Annotated in this window: 20 protein-coding genes; 12 read left to right on the top strand and 8 right to left on the bottom strand. The window is 34.8% G+C overall.

Going from position 1 to position 16,688, the window contains the following annotated elements:
• Positions 1 to 47: 47 nt before the first annotated feature.
• Entirely contained in the window at positions 48 to 842 is a 795-nt protein-coding gene (locus tag B0I22_RS13125; RefSeq protein WP_133945618.1) for a hypothetical protein, read from the bottom strand.
• A 69-nt stretch (positions 843 to 911) separates the two neighbouring features.
• Complete coding sequence (locus B0I22_RS13120; RefSeq protein ID WP_133945616.1) at positions 912 to 2,183, bottom strand: acetyl-CoA hydrolase/transferase family protein; 1,272 nt, start codon at positions 2,181 to 2,183, stop codon at positions 912 to 914.
• Between the two features lie 165 nt (positions 2,184 to 2,348).
• Between B0I22_RS13120 and B0I22_RS13115 the strand changes: the two genes are divergently transcribed.
• Positions 2,349 to 2,639 carry a hypothetical protein gene (locus tag B0I22_RS13115; RefSeq protein ID WP_133945614.1) on the top strand — a complete coding sequence of 97 codons (291 nt, stop codon included), beginning with the start codon at positions 2,349 to 2,351 and terminating at the stop codon, positions 2,637 to 2,639.
• A 100-nt stretch (positions 2,640 to 2,739) separates the two neighbouring features.
• Positions 2,740 to 3,180, top strand: coding sequence for a hypothetical protein (locus tag B0I22_RS13110; RefSeq protein WP_166668238.1), 441 nt, complete (start codon positions 2,740 to 2,742; stop codon positions 3,178 to 3,180).
• A 36-nt stretch (positions 3,181 to 3,216) separates the two neighbouring features.
• Here B0I22_RS13110 and B0I22_RS13105 read toward each other — a convergent pair whose 3' ends face one another.
• Genes B0I22_RS13105 through B0I22_RS13095 form a run of 3 tightly spaced genes read right to left on the bottom strand, consistent with a single transcriptional unit; the run spans position 3,217 to position 5,445 of the window.
• The gene (locus B0I22_RS13105) at positions 3,217 to 3,633 is read right to left on the bottom strand and encodes a hypothetical protein (RefSeq protein ID WP_133945610.1); all 417 of its coding nucleotides are present in this window, start codon (positions 3,631 to 3,633) and stop codon (positions 3,217 to 3,219) included.
• Positions 3,634 to 3,688: 55 nt separating this feature from the next.
• Positions 3,689 to 4,270 carry a Crp/Fnr family transcriptional regulator gene (locus B0I22_RS13100; protein WP_133945609.1) on the bottom strand — a complete coding sequence of 194 codons (582 nt, stop codon included), beginning with the start codon at positions 4,268 to 4,270 and terminating at the stop codon, positions 3,689 to 3,691.
• Positions 4,271 to 4,290: 20 nt separating this feature from the next.
• Entirely contained in the window at positions 4,291 to 5,445 is a 1,155-nt protein-coding gene (locus B0I22_RS13095) for a homogentisate 1,2-dioxygenase (RefSeq protein ID WP_133945607.1), read from the bottom strand.
• Positions 5,446 to 5,893: 448 nt separating this feature from the next.
• Here B0I22_RS13095 and B0I22_RS13090 point away from each other — a divergent pair, with 448 nt between their 5' ends.
• From B0I22_RS13090 to B0I22_RS13080, 3 genes are all read left to right on the top strand, one after another.
• Positions 5,894 to 6,577, top strand: a complete 684-nt coding sequence (locus tag B0I22_RS13090; protein WP_133945605.1) for a Bax inhibitor-1/YccA family protein — start codon at positions 5,894 to 5,896, stop codon at positions 6,575 to 6,577.
• A gap of 153 nt (positions 6,578 to 6,730) precedes the next feature.
• Positions 6,731 to 8,821, top strand: coding sequence for a TonB-dependent receptor plug domain-containing protein (locus B0I22_RS13085; protein ID WP_133945603.1), 2,091 nt, complete (start codon positions 6,731 to 6,733; stop codon positions 8,819 to 8,821).
• A 32-nt stretch (positions 8,822 to 8,853) separates the two neighbouring features.
• Positions 8,854 to 9,309 carry a thioredoxin family protein gene (locus tag B0I22_RS13080; RefSeq protein WP_133945601.1) on the top strand — a complete coding sequence of 152 codons (456 nt, stop codon included), beginning with the start codon at positions 8,854 to 8,856 and terminating at the stop codon, positions 9,307 to 9,309.
• Here the strand turns inward: B0I22_RS13080 and B0I22_RS13075 are convergent.
• From B0I22_RS13075 to B0I22_RS13065, 3 genes are all read right to left on the bottom strand, one after another.
• The gene (locus tag B0I22_RS13075) at positions 9,303 to 9,824 is read right to left on the bottom strand and encodes a phage tail protein (protein WP_133945599.1); all 522 of its coding nucleotides are present in this window, start codon (positions 9,822 to 9,824) and stop codon (positions 9,303 to 9,305) included. The genes B0I22_RS13080 and B0I22_RS13075 overlap by 7 nt on opposite strands.
• A gap of 11 nt (positions 9,825 to 9,835) precedes the next feature.
• Positions 9,836 to 11,173, bottom strand: coding sequence for a UDP-N-acetylmuramate--L-alanine ligase (locus B0I22_RS13070; RefSeq protein ID WP_133945597.1), 1,338 nt, complete (start codon positions 11,171 to 11,173; stop codon positions 9,836 to 9,838).
• Positions 11,174 to 11,302: 129 nt separating this feature from the next.
• Entirely contained in the window at positions 11,303 to 11,707 is a 405-nt protein-coding gene (locus tag B0I22_RS13065) for a hypothetical protein (protein WP_133945595.1), read from the bottom strand.
• Positions 11,708 to 12,367: 660 nt separating this feature from the next.
• On the opposite strand from B0I22_RS13065, the gene B0I22_RS13060 reads away from it, so the two are divergent.
• The 7 genes from B0I22_RS13060 to B0I22_RS13030 all read left to right on the top strand — a co-directional run bounded on the left by B0I22_RS13060 (position 12,368) and on the right by B0I22_RS13030 (position 16,627).
• Positions 12,368 to 13,660 carry a tyrosine-type recombinase/integrase gene (locus B0I22_RS13060; protein WP_133945593.1) on the top strand — a complete coding sequence of 431 codons (1,293 nt, stop codon included), beginning with the start codon at positions 12,368 to 12,370 and terminating at the stop codon, positions 13,658 to 13,660.
• Positions 13,661 to 13,703: 43 nt separating this feature from the next.
• Complete coding sequence (locus B0I22_RS13055) at positions 13,704 to 14,042, top strand: type II toxin-antitoxin system RelE/ParE family toxin (RefSeq protein ID WP_133945592.1); 339 nt, start codon at positions 13,704 to 13,706, stop codon at positions 14,040 to 14,042.
• The gene (locus B0I22_RS13050) at positions 14,024 to 14,338 is read left to right on the top strand and encodes a helix-turn-helix domain-containing protein (protein WP_133945590.1); all 315 of its coding nucleotides are present in this window, start codon (positions 14,024 to 14,026) and stop codon (positions 14,336 to 14,338) included. Before B0I22_RS13055 ends, B0I22_RS13050 begins: the two co-directional genes overlap by 19 nt.
• Before the next feature lie 9 nt (positions 14,339 to 14,347).
• A complete protein-coding gene (locus tag B0I22_RS13045) occupies positions 14,348 to 14,623 on the top strand; it encodes a hypothetical protein (RefSeq protein ID WP_133945588.1) in 276 nt (91 codons plus the stop codon).
• A 33-nt stretch (positions 14,624 to 14,656) separates the two neighbouring features.
• Positions 14,657 to 15,796: a hypothetical protein gene (locus tag B0I22_RS13040; RefSeq protein ID WP_133945587.1), complete on the top strand. Its 1,140-nt coding sequence runs from the start codon at positions 14,657 to 14,659 to the stop codon at positions 15,794 to 15,796.
• 104 nt (positions 15,797 to 15,900) lie between these two features.
• On the top strand, positions 15,901 to 16,185 hold the full coding sequence (locus tag B0I22_RS13035) for a helix-turn-helix domain-containing protein (RefSeq protein WP_133945585.1): 285 nt from the start codon (positions 15,901 to 15,903) through the stop codon (positions 16,183 to 16,185).
• Between the two features lies 1 nt (position 16,186).
• Complete coding sequence (locus B0I22_RS13030; protein ID WP_133945583.1) at positions 16,187 to 16,627, top strand: hypothetical protein; 441 nt, start codon at positions 16,187 to 16,189, stop codon at positions 16,625 to 16,627.
• Positions 16,628 to 16,688: the final 61 nt, after the last annotated feature.

Genomic DNA, 16,688 nt, shown 5'->3' with positions numbered 1-16,688 from the left:
GGATTCTAAAAACATAAATGCACAGATTGAAAAAATGAAGCCGTTGTTTACGGCTTTTTTTCTATTTCATTATTAAGCAATCCAGAGTTTGGATTGTAATTGTCCCAGATTTTCCATTCATTGTTCTTTTTCTTGATGAAGTAGATTTGGGTATTAAGCTCATTCACGATATATTCCTCCTCAGAGTGCTCTACCACAAACACCAGATTCCAAAACTCCTGTGTTTTCACTACGATTTTTTCAGGCTCTTCTGAAATAATATCCAAATCAAAAATCTCAAAATTGGATCGGTTGTTGTTGACAACAAGTTTCAATTTTCTCTCGCAAAGTTGTGAACTGTAATTTCTAATTCTCTCACGGAAAGGTGCTTCCGGAAAAATTAAATCATCGAAAATATCAAGCTTTAATTCGGGGAAAACTTTGAAAAACTCAAAATTTGTCTGGCAATATTTGTAAACTATATCAGTCGTGAATTCCTTTTCGAATGCGGATTTGTTATAAAGATTCTTATCCTTCACATTCATCACGAAAGCACTTAGATCTTTGAAACCCAGGAAAATACAAACCTTATCCAACGTTTTCAAAAAACGCAGATCGTTGTGAGTCTTATAATCATAATCACTCTCAAAAAAACGTTGCAAAGTGATATGAGAAATACTGGTTCCGAGTTCAAACTTTCTCTCATTCTGCAATTCTTCTTTTTTAGAAAGTTCCTCTTTGATAATCTCAGAAAGAATGATATAATGACTCCTTTTCCACGGATTTGCTTTCCCCAAAATGGATTCCTGAATATTGGGTTGCTTCCGAATTTCCTCTTTTATTAAGTTATAAATTGATTTCAATTAAAAAATACTTGTGTGTTATATCAAATATACAACAAAAGTGAGAAAAAATTAAAAGTTTGTTTAATTTTATTTAAACCGTTCAAAAGCCGCTCTCTCCAGCATTTCTCTGTCATCAGGATGAGAAATATCAATCAAAGCTTTGGCTCTTTGACGAAGATTTTTTCCGTACAAGTAAGCCGTTCCAAATTCCGTCACAACGTAATGAATATGACCTCTCGTTGTTACAACGCCAGCGCCTTGTTTGAGGAAAGGAACAATTCTCGGAACACCTTTTTTGGTTCTGGATGAAAGTGCCATAATTGGTTTTCCACCTTCACTCAACGCGGCGCCTCGCATAAAATCCATTTGTCCGCCGATTCCGCTGAACTGGTAAGTCCCGATAGAATCTGCGCAAACCTGACCTGTAATGTCAATTTCGATAGCCGAATTTATCGCGTGCATTTTTTTGTTTTTCATAATGTTAATAGGAAAATTCACGTGCTGAACATCCATAAACGCGATCGAAGGATTGTCATCTACAAAATCATATAACTTTCTGGTTCCGAAGCAAAAACTTGTAATTGTTCTGTTGGTATGCGTGCCTTTATACTTATTATTAATGATGTCATTTTGGATTAAATCAATCACGCCATCGCTCAACATTTCTGTGTGAACGCCAAGGTCTTTGTGATTTCCAAGGCATTTCAAAACCGCATCCGGAATGGTTCCGATTCCCATTTGTAAAGTTGCTTTATCATCAATTAATTCTGCGACGTGCTTTCCTATCAGCATTTCTTCTGCGCCAACTTTGGAGCCATAATCGATGGTCAAAAGATCTTCCTCATTCCAAACCAGCTTTTCGATTCGGTTGATGTGAATCATTCCGTCGCCGTGCGTTCTAGGCATTTTTGGATTCACAACCGCAATGATTGTTTTCGCAGTATCAATCGCACTTCTCGCAACATCCACAGAAGTTCCAAGCGTACAATAACCGTGATCGTCCGGCGGAGAAACGGTAATCAAAGCGACATCAATTGGCAGAATTCCGTTTTTGAAAAGCACAGGAATCTCACTCAGGAAAATCGGAACATAATCTCCATTTTCACCATTCACAGCCTCACGAACCGGCGTAGAAGTAAACAATGAATTGATGAAAAAACTGTCTTTATATTGAGGTTTAGCAATTTCTACATTACCTTGTTGCGTGATGGAAACCATCTCCACATTGCTGAGCCTGGAAGATTGTTTTGCCAACTCATCATACAAAATATTAGGCGTACAAGCACTTCCGTGTCCGAAAATCCTGTCGCCACTTTTAATAATTGAAACTGCCTCTTCTGCTGTAACGTAATTGATCATCGCTTAAATATTTTTCACAAATTTATATCCTAAAGATAAACAAAAAAATGAGCGTTATCAGTTTGGTAAAAAGTCATATTAATTTGAAAATAATTTTGAAAGTTTAAAAAATATTTATTTACTTTGTAATTCAAAGTTCTTTACAACCAATTAAACTTTAAAATTATGATAACAACTAATCAAAGAAGCGTACTTCTATTTTCAATTCCGTTTGTTTTATTGAGCATTCCATTGATTGCGATGCAGTTTACAAAAGAAGTCAATTGGACTTTGTCCGATTTTGTAATTATGGGAATCTTGCTGTTTGCAACCGTTTTCACGCTTGATTTTGTTTTGAAAAAAGTAAAAACTTTCAAATCGAGATTGATTTTGGTTTTGGGAATTGTTGCTTTGTTAATGCTAATTTGGGCAGAAATGGCGGTTGGGATTTTTGGAAGTCCGATTGCTGGGAATTGATATGGAAAATCTAAATGACTATCACCATATTGTAATTACAGTTCTATTCATTTTTATATTTTTGATTTTTTCTGTATTCATAATCATTCCATATTTAATATTGAAATACATTCGAAATATATTTGACATACAATCGAAATATTTAAGCAATAATATGCTTGTATTATACTTATTCATTTCTTCTGCATTACTTTCTTTCTATTTTTCATACACTGCGGTTTACCCACCAAAAAGCTTTTATTATAATGAATTTGAATATGTTACAAAACAAAAAATTCCTAAATCAGCAGAAATAAAATTTAAGAGTTCAAGCTATCCAGATTTTCACGGCGATTACTTTTCCAAATCAATTATTGAATTATCTCTATCGGATTACAGTAAATTACTCAAGGAATTACAAAATGACAATGCGCTAAAAGAATCAATTGAAAATGGTAATAAAGTTTTTGAAAGAAAAATTATTGGAGAGGAAGATAGACATCTATTTATCCATTTTTTGAAAGACAGAAAAACGATAGTGGTAAATGTGGATTTCACTTAAAATCGAAAAGCTAACAAAAATGTTAGCTTCTCATTTTTAAAAATTGATAGCAAGCCCAAAATTAGTAATTGGAATCTGCATATTCTTTTGATATTCGTAAGTAATTGCGGGAGACAATTTTAACTTACGCTTTTTCACATAAGCCGTAATGTAAAACGGAATTGAAACTGAAGCTGTAATAATTCCAGCAATTATAACCATCACACCTGCAAATTCTTGTCCTGAAATAATTGTAATCCAACCATTATCTTCCGAATTATCAGTTGCAATCAGAATCCCACCAATCAGCATCAATCCGCCTCCCGAAGCCAAAAGGATATTAGCCGTTTTCATCAATGGCTTGTAGGATTTCAAATGTTTTTCTTTGGTAAAACTGCTGTCAATCTTTTTTTGCTGAGCAAGGTTAAAATTAAAACCAAGCAACAAAATCATAAAAGTCAAAATTGTTTTCATAAGTGTAATTTTCATCAAATTTGAAGAAATTACACATTCAAAAAATTGATTCAAATCAAGACTCCAACTTTTTCTTACATCGGGAGTAAGTTTCCGGCGTAATTTGTAGATAAGACGCTATAATTTTGTCTGTGATTCGGGATTCTAATTCTGGATTTTCCTTAATGAAAATTTCAGTTTTTTCTTGAGGAGAATATTGCGTGAGAAACTCCAATCTTTTGATTTGAAAATTCTGAAATTCTTCCAAAATAGTTGTGTAGATTTTCTTTGCATTCTCGGATTGAGAAACAAATCTAAGAAAATTCTCCTGAGAAATTCTGAACAAAACACAATCTTCCAAAGCCTGAATAAAAGCCGGCGAAGCCATCTTCTCTTGGAAACTAATCAAAACCGTACAAAACTGATTTTCTTTCACAATCAATCTTGTGAATTCCGTTCCGTTGGAATTGATATGGAAAGTTCTTAGAATTCCTTTTTTGACAAAATAAATATTTTTGCAAACTTCTCCAGAATTAAGTATAATTTCGTTCTTTTTAGGCGTTTGAATTTCAAAATAATCATCGATTCTTTTAACGTCAGCATCATCCAATCCAAATGTATTTTGGGCATAATTTATCAAGTAATCGAAATCGGACATATAAGAAATTATATTTAAAATTAATCTTCCAACCAACTCGTCTTGTAACTCGGGTCTTCCACTTTTATCGCTTCTTCCGTCAGTTTGAAAGGTCGGAATGGGTCAACCATTACCGCATATTCATCCGTAGATTTTTTGCCGATGCTTCGTTCCATCGCGCCTGGATGCGGGCCGTGAACAATTCCGCCAGGGTGAAGTGAAAAATCCATCAAATCCACGTGGTTTCTGCTCATAAAATCGCCTTCTGTATAAAACAAAACCTCATCGGAATCGATGTTTGAATGGTTGTACGGCGCAGGAATTGCCTGAGGATGATAATCGTACATTCTCGCCACGAAAGAACAAACCACAAAGTTATGCGCTTCGAAGTTCTGATGAACCGGAGGCGGTTGATGAATTCTCCCCGTAATCGGTTCGAAGTTCTTGATATTGAATTTGTAAGGATAAAAATAACCGTCCCAACCAACCACATCAAAGGGATGAGTGGCATAAATGAAATCCGTCATTTGATTTTCCTTTTTGACTTTGATGAGAAAATCGCCTTTCTCATTTTTCGGTTCTACGAAAGTTGGCGGAACAATATCACGCTCGCAAAAAGGCGAATGTTCCAGCAATTGTCCGAATTCGTTTCGGTAACGTTTTGGTGTGTAAATCGGGGAATGCGCTTCTATGAATAGGAAAACGTTTTCTTCAGATTCCAATTCTAGCTGATGAATTGTTCCTCTCGGAATGATGAGATAATCGCCGACAGAAAACTCAATATTTCCGAGCATTGTTTTCAGAATTCCTTTTCCGGCGTGAACGAAAAGTAACTCGTCGCATTCTGCATTTTTATAAAAATAGTCTGGTGATTTTCTTGGTTTTGCCAGACCCATTTTCAAATCGTTGTTTAGCATCAGAACCTTTCGGCTTTCCAAAAAGTCATCTTCGGCGGTCACTTTTGCGCCTTTTATCATTCTTGGCGTGACGTTTTTCTCGACTGCGATTTTCGGTGTCACGTCTTTTGCTTCGCCAATGGATTTGATTTGAGTCGGGCGATGCGTGTGATACAACAACGATGCAATGCCGTGAAAACCCTCTGTTCCAAAGAGTTGCTCGTAATAGAATTGGTCTTGTTCGGATTTGAAAACCGTGTGTCTTTTTGGTGGAATCTTACCTAACTGAACGTATCTCATTTTGTTGGATTTGGCTTTTCTCAAATGTAATATTTTTTTCTGACACTTAGATTTTAACGCAAAGAGCGCAAAGATTTTTTTGAAATTATTGAAAACACTTTAAGGTTCGCAAATCAAAGATTCATCGATTCCATTAAAAAAATAACTATTTTGAGATAAAGGCGCTTCGCTCAGGTAAGATTAAACACAATCTTTGTCATTCCGTAGGAATCTCAGCAGTCTAGATTCCTACTGAATGACAAAATATGTTTTTAGGAACACTGTTGTTTTTATGCTGAAACCCATAGCCCTGATTGCAGTGGAAATCCCACAGCAGGCGATGGGAAAAGCAAGGCGCGAGGAATTGCAACGGAAAGCCGGTTCCCGGCTCCTGAAAAATAATTATGAAAGTCTTAAGATTCGTTTTTATTAGAAAATGTTATCTTTGAGATTATTAAAATTTTTACAAATGAATGATTCATTAATGGTTTCTGAGATTTCGGAAGTCGAAAGAGCAGAATTTTACAGAAAAACTTATATGCACGTCGCATTGGCGATTTTGGCGTTCGGAGCGGTGGAAAGCATCTTGCTGAAAGTGGTTCCGATGGAAATGATATTGTCTATGATGTCTGGAAAATACACGTGGTTACTCATCATCGGTGTGTTTTGGATGGTGTCTATGTTGGCAACCAAATTGTCGTTCTCGGTTTCAAAAACGACGCAATATCTGGGATTGGGATTGTTTGTTTTGATACAAGCCGTGATTTTTCTCCCGATGTTGGGCATCGCAACTTTGTACGCACCAGAAATCATCACGCAAGCAGCGTTGGTAACAGTTTTTATGTTTGCTGGATTGACGGCGGCAGTTTTCCTTACAAACAAGGATTTTTCTTTCCTTAGAAACATCATCGTGATTGGTGGATTTGTAGCGTTGGGCGTGATTGTGGTTGGCGCAATTTTCGGGTTCAATCTTGGACTTTGGTTCTCCTTGGCGATGGTTGCGTTGGCAAGTGCGAGTATTTTGTATGAGACTTATAACATCAAAAACCAATACTCGAAAGGGCAATATGTGGGCGCAGCTTTACAATTATTCTCATCCATAATGCTTTTGTTCTGGTATATTCTGAGAATATTTTTGAGCAGAAGAGATTAGAAAAGATGTTAGAATCTAGATTTTAGATTTTAGACAATTAATATTAAACTCATCATTTTTTTGATGAGTTTTTTTTGTGTGCGAGAAATTAAAACCAAAGTAAATTTTTTATTTCTAATAAAATTGTTAGCTTTGTCTAACATTTTTGTTTTAATGAAATTACTTTACATCATACTCAGTTTATTTTCGGTTTTAATTAATGCGCAAATTGAATCTATTCCGAAAGATTCTTTAAATTCTTCCGTGGACACTTTGAAGGTAGTGGAAACTATTCGGCAAGATTCCTTAACCGCGTCCATTGACACTTTGAAGAAATCAAACGATATTGACGAAGTCACAATCACCCAATTTCCCGTGCAGAAATTGAACAGCCCGATTTCGACAGATGTTTACTCGCAACAATTTTTCAGGAAAAATCCAACGTCTAATATGTTTGAAGCGATTGCGATGGTCAACGGTGTGAAACCTCAGCTGAATTGTGCGGTTTGTAATACGGGCGACATTCACATCAACGGTTTGGAAGGCGCTTACACGATGATTTTGATTGATGGAATGCCCATTGTCAGTTCACTTTCCACAGTTTACGGACTCAGTGGAATTCCGAATAGTTTGATTGATAGAATTGAGGTAACGAAAGGTCCGGCTTCGTCTATTTACGGTTCGGAAGCAATGGGTGGCGTCATTAATATCATTACCAAAAATGCTTTGCAGGCGCCGGATTTTGCGACCGATGTGATGACTGGAAACCAAGGTGAAATCAATCTTGATATTGCGAAAAAAATGTTTGATAACAAGAATTTTTCCAGTTTGTTGAGTCTTAATTATTTCTATTTCGGAAACAGAATTGACCAGAATAAAGATAATTTCACAGACACGCCTTTGCAAAACAGAATCTCAATTTTCAACAAATGGAATTTCAAAAGAAAAGAAAATCGACAGGCGAGTTTTGCTTTGAGGTATTTTTGTGAAGATAGATTTGGTGGCGAAATGCAGTGGCAAAAGCGAAACCGAGGTTCTAATGATGTTTACGGCGAAAGCATTTACACCAACCGATTTGAGTTTTTTGGAATTTATCAATTACCTTTGAAGGAGAAATTTTTGCTTCAATATTCTTACAATTACCATCATCAGAGTTCGTTTTACGGGAACACTTCTTACTTGGCGACTCAAAAAGTTTTGTTTCTACAAATGAATTGGGAAAAGCAGTTGGGCAAACATCTTTTGAAAAGCGGAACGACTTCGAAATCGACTTTCTACGATGACAATACGCCTGGAACAGCAAATTCTGAAGGTGAAAATCAACCGATGAAATCACCAATTTTAGGATTTTATGTAGAAGACGAATTGGAAATTAATGATAAAAACACCTTGCTTTTGGGTTACCGATATGATTATCACAAGATTCACAAATCTGTGCATTCCCCGAGAGTGGCTTGGAAATTTGAGCCAAACCCTTACCATACTTTGAGATTTAGTTTTGGAACAGGTTTCCGTGTGGTGAATCTTTTCACAGAAGACCACGCGGCGTTGACTGGTTCGCGGGAAGTGGTGATTGCAGATGATTTGAAGCCGGAAAAATCCTTGAATACAAATTTGAGTTATCTGATGAAAATTCCAATCCAAGATTATTTTATTAACGTGGATGTGAACGGATTTTACTCTTATTTCAACAATAAGATTGTGGGCGATTTTGATTCGGAGCCGGATAAAATCATTTATGATAATTTGGCTGGACACGCGATTTCGAGAGGAATTTCAGCAGACATTAGCACGAATTGGAGTTTGCCTATTCAGCTAATGTTTGGATTGACTTATATGGATGTTTATCAGGAAAATGAAGGCGAGAGAATCCAGCAATTGCACGCGCCGAAGTGGAGCGGAACTTACAATTTGAGTTATCAATTTGCTAATAAATTTTCGATGGATTTGACGGGACAATTCTACGGCCCAATGCGATTGCCAACTGTTCCAGATGATTTCCGACCGGAATATTCGCCTTGGTTTACGTTGATGAATATTCAGCTGACTAAGAAATTTGAAAATGGTTTTGAGATTTATGGAGGCGTAAGAAATCTATTAAATTTCACACCGAAAAATCCAATTCTTCGTCCGTTTGACCCATTTGACAATCAAGTGGATGATGTTGCGAGCAATCCTTACGGTCACACTTTTGATACGACTTATGGCTATGCGCCGATGCAGGGAATTCGGACGTTTTTGGGGATTAGATACCAAATTAGGTAGAGATTAGAAATTAGATTTTAGAAGTTAGATTAATGAAAATATTGACTTTCATATTATTAATGATTTCCGGAATTTTTAATTCACAGGAAGTGAAGAATTATGGATTTGAAAGTTTACCGAAAAAGTTGGACAAGCCAATTTTGATTTATATGAAAACTGATTGGTGTTCGATTTGTAAAATTCAGAAATATCAAGTGGAGAAGGATTTGGAGTTGAAAAATCTGATGAATGACAAGGTTTATTTTATCACTTTTAATCCTGAAAAAAACAAAGAATCGATTAAATTTTTTGGTGAAAATTACAATTATATTTCGAATGGAAATTCTGGGATTCACGAATTGGCGGTTGAGATTTCATCAAACAAAAAACAAGTTTATCCAAGTTGGATTTTGATTGATAGAAATGGGAAAGTTTTGTTTCGGAATGAAGGATTGGTCGGTAATGGGACTTTGAAATTATTATTGGGAAAATTAGTAATTCATCAGTGAATTTTTACATCAACAATATCAAAATACTCTTCTAAAGATGCACCAGCCTCTGGGTTAATTGGAATGCACAATCCGTGAATTCTGACTTTACCATTTATCAAATCTTTCTTTGCAAAGTTTGCAGAAGTATTTAATTCTAAAAATTCAATTTTCACAGAATCCGCATTGTCAATAATATTTCCAGCAAAGGTTTTTTCAAAAGGCTTATGTTTGGTAATTGTTATTGATTCAATTTCAGAATTTGGTACATTTTCTCTCTTCTCAATCTTCCCATTTGAATTGTGAACATCATAATTTAGCAAAGAAAAAGAAACCTGTAAGTTTTGATAATTCCTGTAAATTTTTATTAGTTTTTCAGATTTTTCAGGTTGAATTTTCAAAATCAAACTAATTTTTTCTCCAATTTTATAATCAGTTTTATCAGTTTGTAATGTTCTTTTTGTTTCATAAAAATTATCCGTTGAACAACTCACAAAAACAACTAAAATTAAAACAAACTTTAATAACCGTTTCATTATTATTTAATTTATTTCGTCAAATCCAAACCTCCGAAATTACCGGAACTCATCATTACAAAAGCGCCTTTCGATTTGTCCAAAGTTTCCCAGTATGCGTGAAGGTCTTCTGCACTGGTAAAGACTTTCAGGTTTTCATTTTTGAATTTTTCCTTAATCAAATCCGGAGAAATCGGGTCCATTCTTTTGATTTTCAAAGCATCTTCGGAATAGAAAACTACCGCATTATCCAAACCATCCATTGCGTGGTCGTATTGCTCCAGGAAAACCGGATTCAAACTTGAGTACGTGTGCAATTCTAAAAATCCAAACGTTTCGGTTTTTTCAAACTGTTCTGCAAATGCGGAAACAGTCGCTTTTACTTTGCTTGGTGCGTGTGCGAAATCTTTGTAAAGCAAACCTCCATCGGCTCTTTTGACAACTTCGAGACGTTTAGAAGCGCCTTTGAAACTCATAATCGCTTCGTAGAATTCTTCTTCCATAATGCCCAGTTGCGAACAGATGAATCTCGCACCTTCCATATTCAGCAAGTTGTGTTTTCCGAAAACAGATAATGGAATATCGCCCATATCGGTTTTCAGATTGACAATTCTATTTTCTATTTTGTAAGCTGGCGTTTTGTATGGGATTTTTCTGAAATAATTTTCGGCTTCTTCAACTACTTTAACAACTTCAGCATCTTCTTCGTTATAAACCAAAACGCCTCCAGGCGTGATGCTCGCCACAAATTTTCTGAATTGCTCAATGTAATCATCAAAGGTTTTGAAAACATTGATGTGGTCCCAAGCAATGCCGGAAACCAAAGCGATATTGGGTTGATAGAGTAAAAATTTGGAACGCAAATCAACCGGAGAAGACAAATACTCGTCGCCTTCGAGAATCATAAAATCATTGTCATCCGTAATTTTCACCATACAATCGAATCCTTCCAATTGGGCGCCGACCATATAATCGATATCTTTCTGATGGAAATTTAGAACGTGAAGAATAATCGATGTGATCGTGGTTTTCCCGTGGGAACCGCCGATGACAACTCTGGTTTTTTCTTTGGATTGTTCGTAGAGAAATTCCGGATAAGAATAGATTTTCAAACCTAATTCTTTTGCTTTTGCGAGCTCAGGATTGTCTGCGTGAGCGTGCATTCCGAGAATTACGGCATCAATATCCGAAGTCAGTTTTTCCGGAAACCAGCCCAATTCTGCGGGAAGAATTCCTTTTTTGTCCAATCTGGATTTTGAAGGTTCGAAAATAGCATCATCTGAGCCTGTGACCTGATAGCCTTTATCTTTGAGCGCAATGGCAAGATTGTGCATCGCAGAACCGCCAATAGCAATGAAATGGGTTTTCAATTCTGAATAATTTTAGACAAAAGTAAGGAAAGATGTGAGAAGTTAGAAGCCAGAACCTAGATTTTTACTTTCATTAAATTCAGATATAAAAAAACCTGATTCGTTTTTGCAAATCAGGTTTTTTATTTTTTAAGCTACAATCTCTTTTTGTGTAAGATTGTGTTCAACTTTCAATTCCTCGCCTGTGAGCGTGAAATAGATATTTTGTAATTGATGAAGATGGGTGCATTTGATGTAATTTCCAAAGAACAAAAATCCTTCAAGAATTTTGTTTGAACTAAGGTCAAAATCATATCTGCAAAAATTCGGAAGGTCGAATCGCACTCTAGTAGATGAACGATACACTTCCTTGAATCCCAATTTTGAAAACCATTCTGCCGTAAGTGCAATCGGTTTTAGCTTTCTTTGATCTACCGCAGTGAAGGAATCAATCTTTACAAAAAGACCATTGTGTTTATTTTCCATCCCGATTACTGGTACGATCTCATCTTCATAGATGACCAAATTGTTGAGTCTAAGTTCTGTGGCTTCCATATTGTGAAAATGTTTTGTGATTATAAATAGGTAAGTACTACATTACAAAATCGTTGCCAAAAATCTTAAACGAATCGATTTTCCTTACAAAAGGGAAACTTTAACAGTTAAACAGGATAATGAAAAACTAAATAAACTTAAGCTTTTATTATGTAAAGCATAAATTTAATAAGATCGACAAAATTTGTGAATCGATTTTTAAAATTTAAAACAAAAACTGGATTGAAATAAATTTGAGTTTTGGGAAATTTATTTTATTTGAGAAAATATGTTTGGCAACATAATTGTTTATGAACAAATACCATTCACACTTATATAGTTTTTTTTAAGAATAAGTAGGGGGACGCTTAGTTGGTCTCCCTATTTTATTTTGTTTCCAAAGAATTTTTATGCTCAAATTTCAAACATAACAAAAATAAAAAACCCTAAAACATTGTCAATAAATGAATTAGGGTTTACCATTGAGGTGCCTAGCGTACCCGACAAACGAGTTTTATAGCATTTTCGTAAAACTTAAAAATACACCGCAAACCCTTTATTTATAGTACTCTACAATGGTATGTAAGTGCATAGCGTTTTACTAAATTTCAGAACGGTTGGAATTTGGTTGGAATTAATTCCAACGGATTTTGTACATTTGATTGTTCAAAAATTTCAAATATGGCAACCGTTAAATTTCGGGTTTTACACAAAACCGAGAACGCTCAAATCTATATCCGTTTTTCAATTGATAGAGATAATGTTTTCCAAATCAAAACAGGGAAAATCATCAATCCGAAATACTGGAGCGTAAAAACATCCCGACCTATCCAAACCCAACCAGAGTTCAAAATACTTTACACAGAGCTAAATGAGTTGGAAACCTTTGTTTTGAAAGAATATAATTCCGATTATTCCAAAGGCGTTATTTTCTCAAAAGATTGGTTAGCTGAAAAGATTGATAAATTCTACAATCGCATAGAGATAAAAGAAGATGATACTGTTTTCATAAACTATCTGCAAAACTTCACAGACTTCAAACGCAGTACGGCATCCTATACAGAATCCACTTTAAAAAAGTACAACAACCTGAAAGACCGTTTTCTATCTTATCAAAAGAAGAAAAAGAAAATCTTTCTATTGCAGGATGTGAGTTCCAAAATCTTAATTGATTTCAAAAACTATCTCATCACAGATTGCAATTTGATGGAAACCACAGCCGTAAGATTTATTAAAAATCTGAAAACAGTTTTGTTTGATGCTGAACAAAATGGCAAATCTATTCACTATTCCATTAGAGGATTCAGTACAGGAACAACCAACACAGAGTACAAAGTTTTCCTTTCCTTTGATGAGATTGAGAAAATAAAAAATGTTACTACACTCAATACGGATTGGAATATTGCCCGAGATTGGTTGGTACTTGGTTGTTATCTTGGACAGAGAGTTTCAGACCTTTTGAGGATGAACAAACGAATGATTTACACCAAAACCGATAGCGAGGGGAACACATTCCGATTCATTGAGATTAAACAGCAGAAAACAGGTGAAAAAGTTGTGATACCAATCCACGATGAGGTGGAAACCATTTTGCAGAAATACAACGGAGATTTTCCGCCAATACTTGCCATTAATTTTGATTCCAACGCCGTACTGTTTAACCGCTACATCAAAAAGGTTTGCGAACTTGCAGGAATTGACGAAATGATAAAAGGCAAAGTGTACAACGAAGACAAAAAGAAAAACGAAATTGTAGAAACGGAAAAATACAATTTGGTAAGTTCCCACGTTTGCAGACGTTCGTTTGCTACCAATTTCTACGGGAATAAAGAATTTACCACACCTCAATTGATGAGTATCACAGGACATAAAACAGAAAATATGTTTCTGAACTATATAGGCAGAACCGCAGACGATTGGGCAATGCAGACCGCAAAGACTTTCAAAAAACTATCAAACCAGAAAATATCTTAAAAACAGAATGTAATTAATTTGTTACATTTGCATAGTAATTGATATGAGAATATTATTTAGAACACCCGAATTTGATGAGTTTGTAGAAAATTCAAACGAAAGACTTAGAAACAAAATCCTTTATGTTTTTGATATTTTGGAAACGCAAACAGTTATAAATAATAAAATAATCAAGAAACTCACGAATACAAATTTGTATGAATTGAGAATACAAACAGAAAACGAATATCGGATATTAACTTTTTCTATCGACCACGAAAACATCAATCAGGCAACAACCATTTTATTGATTTCGGGATTTATGAAAAAGGCAACAAAAGACTACGACAAAGAAATAAAAAAGGCAATTAAAATTTTAGAAAAATGGACAGACCAAAATTAGACATAGAAAAAATAAAAAGAGAACTACCAACCGCAAACGACTATTTAACCGAAAAATATGGTAAACACGGCACGCCCGAACGTGAAGCGTTTTCTGCAAAGGCACTAGCCTACTACTACGGAGAACTGATAAAAGAAACCCGAAAGGAGCAAAAACTAACCCAGCAGGAACTTGCCGACAAAATAGGAAAAGAGCGTGCCTACATTGCCAAAATAGAACAAGGCAAAACAGATTTGCAGATTTCTAATTTTACCCAAATCATCAATGCATTGGGATTGAGTTTGAAAGTGGGATAAAGTAAAATTATGGAAAAAGTTATCCCTGACGTTTACCGAAAATATACTCCCTATGAATATCAAAGGAAATTTGAGAGAATAGAAAAAGAAATAAAACAAATGGATGATGTAGATTTTGAAATAATTGTTAATACTGACATTCCGTTTAAAATAGGATATTTGGAAAGTTGGAAACGTCCATTTTCGAATTTATTACAACAGCCAATAAGTACACAAAAACAAGTTTATATCAGATGGTTGGAAAATATTTTTATGTTTCACAACTCAATGTTTCAAAGAAATTAACCAAAAAGGCAACCACTTACAAATGTTCAAAATATGGAGATACCGAAATATCTGTACTACACGGATTTTAAAGAGAATTATTTAATTGATTTTGAAAATGTACAATCTAGTAGAGGGACATTATTGTGGTACAGTAACCAGCAACTTAAAATCTACAAAGAATTTAAGGAATTTATTAGTTCGCCTAACGAAGAGGTATTTAATGATTTATTTAGAATATTATGTAAAGATACAGCATTAGAAAATTATGAACTAGATGGAAGTGAGTTTGATAAATCAGCACTTATGATTTTGCACTTAAACACATTTTCGAAGATTCTGGAATTAGATAAAATCATAGAATTTTTAGAGAATGAAACTGATAGGGAGAAAATTAATTTATTTAAATTTCAAAACAACACCAATCAAACTCAAAATATTGAAATTGAACATAATATCACTAAGAATTATGAAGCTTTGCACGTAAAGACGCAAACAATTTATGATTTCTTTGATAAAGTAAAGGATGAAGATTTTGGACGTACTGATATTTTGATGAAATTAAAGGAACTATCTCACAATTTTGACATTGATATTTTACGGTCAATTCTATATGATTTAGATTATTATCTATTTGTAGAACGTGACGAAAAGGAATCAGAATTTACCCCCGAAGATATTGATAATGCAATTGAAGAAAGAAATAATAAAGGTCTTGAAATTCCTTATCACAAGATAACGCCAAACGGAATTGTTGGTGACGCTAAAATTCTGAATAAGGAAGAATTACTTTTTCCTTTTGAGTTTTATAACTTATACAGTTTAAAGAATCTAATAAATAAAAAAATAAACACACCCGAAAAAATAATAAATAAAATTGTAGATACTGGCGAAATTACTCAAAACAAAAATTCTGCGCTCAAACAAAACCAAATTGATATTGATTTATTAAAATATCTTTCAGATAATTTTACTTCATCAGGTATAAGATTTAATGAACTTACAAAATACAATCAAATTTATAGATTTCTAAACGAGGGAAGAGATTACAACATTGAACATAGAGCGTATAAGAATCTGATAAAAGACTTGTTTAATTTTGATTACCTCAACCGTGAAATATCAATGGGTACACAAAAACATTTAACGCAACTCGAAAACCTCGCACTCAATTACAACAATTCCAAAAAATAAACTTATTCCGTAGTATCCGAATAAAAAACTAATATCTGCGGAATATTAGCCGAACAACTCATTCCCACCTTTGCAATATCAATAACAAACAAAAGATATTGCAAATGAGTACAATCCAATTTATCGGCACAAACCCGACCGACCTCATCACAGAATTAAAAAATTCTTTGATACCTGAATTGAAGGCGCAACTTTCCGCCCAATTCCAACCCATCCAACCAACGGAATACCTCACACGTTCCGAAGTCTGCAAACTTCTCAAAATCGACCTATCCACACTTCACAGATGGCGCAAGGAAAAAATGATTCCGAGTTATGGATTTGGCAACCGTGTGTACTTCAAACGCAACGAAGTGGAGCAGATTATTAACCAAAACAAATTGAGTTAATATGAAAACGGCAACCACTTACACACCCGACCATTATCCGATGTTCTACACCCTAGATGAGGTTAAAAAAACATTCAGGCAATACAGACTATCCAATTACGAAAAGATAGCATTTTCCGAACTGATACGCACCGAGAAAAACAACGGTCATAATTCTACCATAGGAGCGGACAACTTTTTAAAAATTCGAGATACATCCAACTGGAGCAAATGCACCATTACAGGATTACGCCCAGCAGGAACAAAGGGATTTTACTATGCAGATTTACAAGTAAAGGAAAAAAAATCTCTGTTTGTCGCATTCATCCCCGAAGATTGGGAAACAATTTATATCCGCATTTGTCCGCAGTTCTATCCATTCATCATAGCAGACCGCACGATAATAGTAAAGGAAATCATCAAAGTAATGTTAAACGATATGAACGAAAAAGGGAACGATTAAAACCGCTCCCTAATTGTTCAAATGTGTAATAGTGGCAACCATTACAACAGAGCAAATATAG

Source organism: Epilithonimonas xixisoli, assembly GCF_004365655.1.
Taxonomy (GTDB): Bacteria; Bacteroidota; Bacteroidia; order Flavobacteriales; family Weeksellaceae; genus Epilithonimonas; species Epilithonimonas xixisoli.
Note: the sequence above shows the minus strand (reverse complement) of the source record. Positions and strands in the feature narration are given on the sequence as shown.

What these genes read in the sequence shown, in the direction of transcription:
- B0I22_RS13120 (WP_133945616.1), bottom strand. Translation starts at nt 2,183, where the DNA reads ATGATCAATTACGTTACAGCAGAAGAGGCAGTTTCAATTATTAAAAGT.
- B0I22_RS13115 (WP_133945614.1), top strand. Translation starts at nt 2,349, where the DNA reads ATGATAACAACTAATCAAAGAAGCGTACTTCTATTTTCAATTCCGTTT.
- B0I22_RS13105 (WP_133945610.1), bottom strand. Translation starts at nt 3,633, where the DNA reads ATGAAAACAATTTTGACTTTTATGATTTTGTTGCTTGGTTTTAATTTT.
- B0I22_RS13100 (WP_133945609.1), bottom strand. Translation starts at nt 4,270, where the DNA reads ATGTCCGATTTCGATTACTTGATAAATTATGCCCAAAATACATTTGGA.
- B0I22_RS13095 (WP_133945607.1), bottom strand. Translation starts at nt 5,445, where the DNA reads ATGAGATACGTTCAGTTAGGTAAGATTCCACCAAAAAGACACACGGTT.
- B0I22_RS13090 (WP_133945605.1), top strand. Translation starts at nt 5,894, where the DNA reads ATGAATGATTCATTAATGGTTTCTGAGATTTCGGAAGTCGAAAGAGCA.
- B0I22_RS13085 (WP_133945603.1), top strand. Translation starts at nt 6,731, where the DNA reads ATGAAATTACTTTACATCATACTCAGTTTATTTTCGGTTTTAATTAAT.
- B0I22_RS13080 (WP_133945601.1), top strand. Translation starts at nt 8,854, where the DNA reads ATGAAAATATTGACTTTCATATTATTAATGATTTCCGGAATTTTTAAT.
- B0I22_RS13075 (WP_133945599.1), bottom strand. Translation starts at nt 9,824, where the DNA reads ATGAAACGGTTATTAAAGTTTGTTTTAATTTTAGTTGTTTTTGTGAGT.
- B0I22_RS13065 (WP_133945595.1), bottom strand. Translation starts at nt 11,707, where the DNA reads ATGGAAGCCACAGAACTTAGACTCAACAATTTGGTCATCTATGAAGAT.
- B0I22_RS13060 (WP_133945593.1), top strand. Translation starts at nt 12,368, where the DNA reads ATGGCAACCGTTAAATTTCGGGTTTTACACAAAACCGAGAACGCTCAA.
- B0I22_RS13055 (WP_133945592.1), top strand. Translation starts at nt 13,704, where the DNA reads ATGAGAATATTATTTAGAACACCCGAATTTGATGAGTTTGTAGAAAAT.
- B0I22_RS13050 (WP_133945590.1), top strand. Translation starts at nt 14,024, where the DNA reads ATGGACAGACCAAAATTAGACATAGAAAAAATAAAAAGAGAACTACCA.
- B0I22_RS13045 (WP_133945588.1), top strand. Translation starts at nt 14,348, where the DNA reads ATGGAAAAAGTTATCCCTGACGTTTACCGAAAATATACTCCCTATGAA.
- B0I22_RS13040 (WP_133945587.1), top strand. Translation starts at nt 14,657, where the DNA reads ATGGAGATACCGAAATATCTGTACTACACGGATTTTAAAGAGAATTAT.
- B0I22_RS13035 (WP_133945585.1), top strand. Translation starts at nt 15,901, where the DNA reads ATGAGTACAATCCAATTTATCGGCACAAACCCGACCGACCTCATCACA.
- B0I22_RS13030 (WP_133945583.1), top strand. Translation starts at nt 16,187, where the DNA reads ATGAAAACGGCAACCACTTACACACCCGACCATTATCCGATGTTCTAC.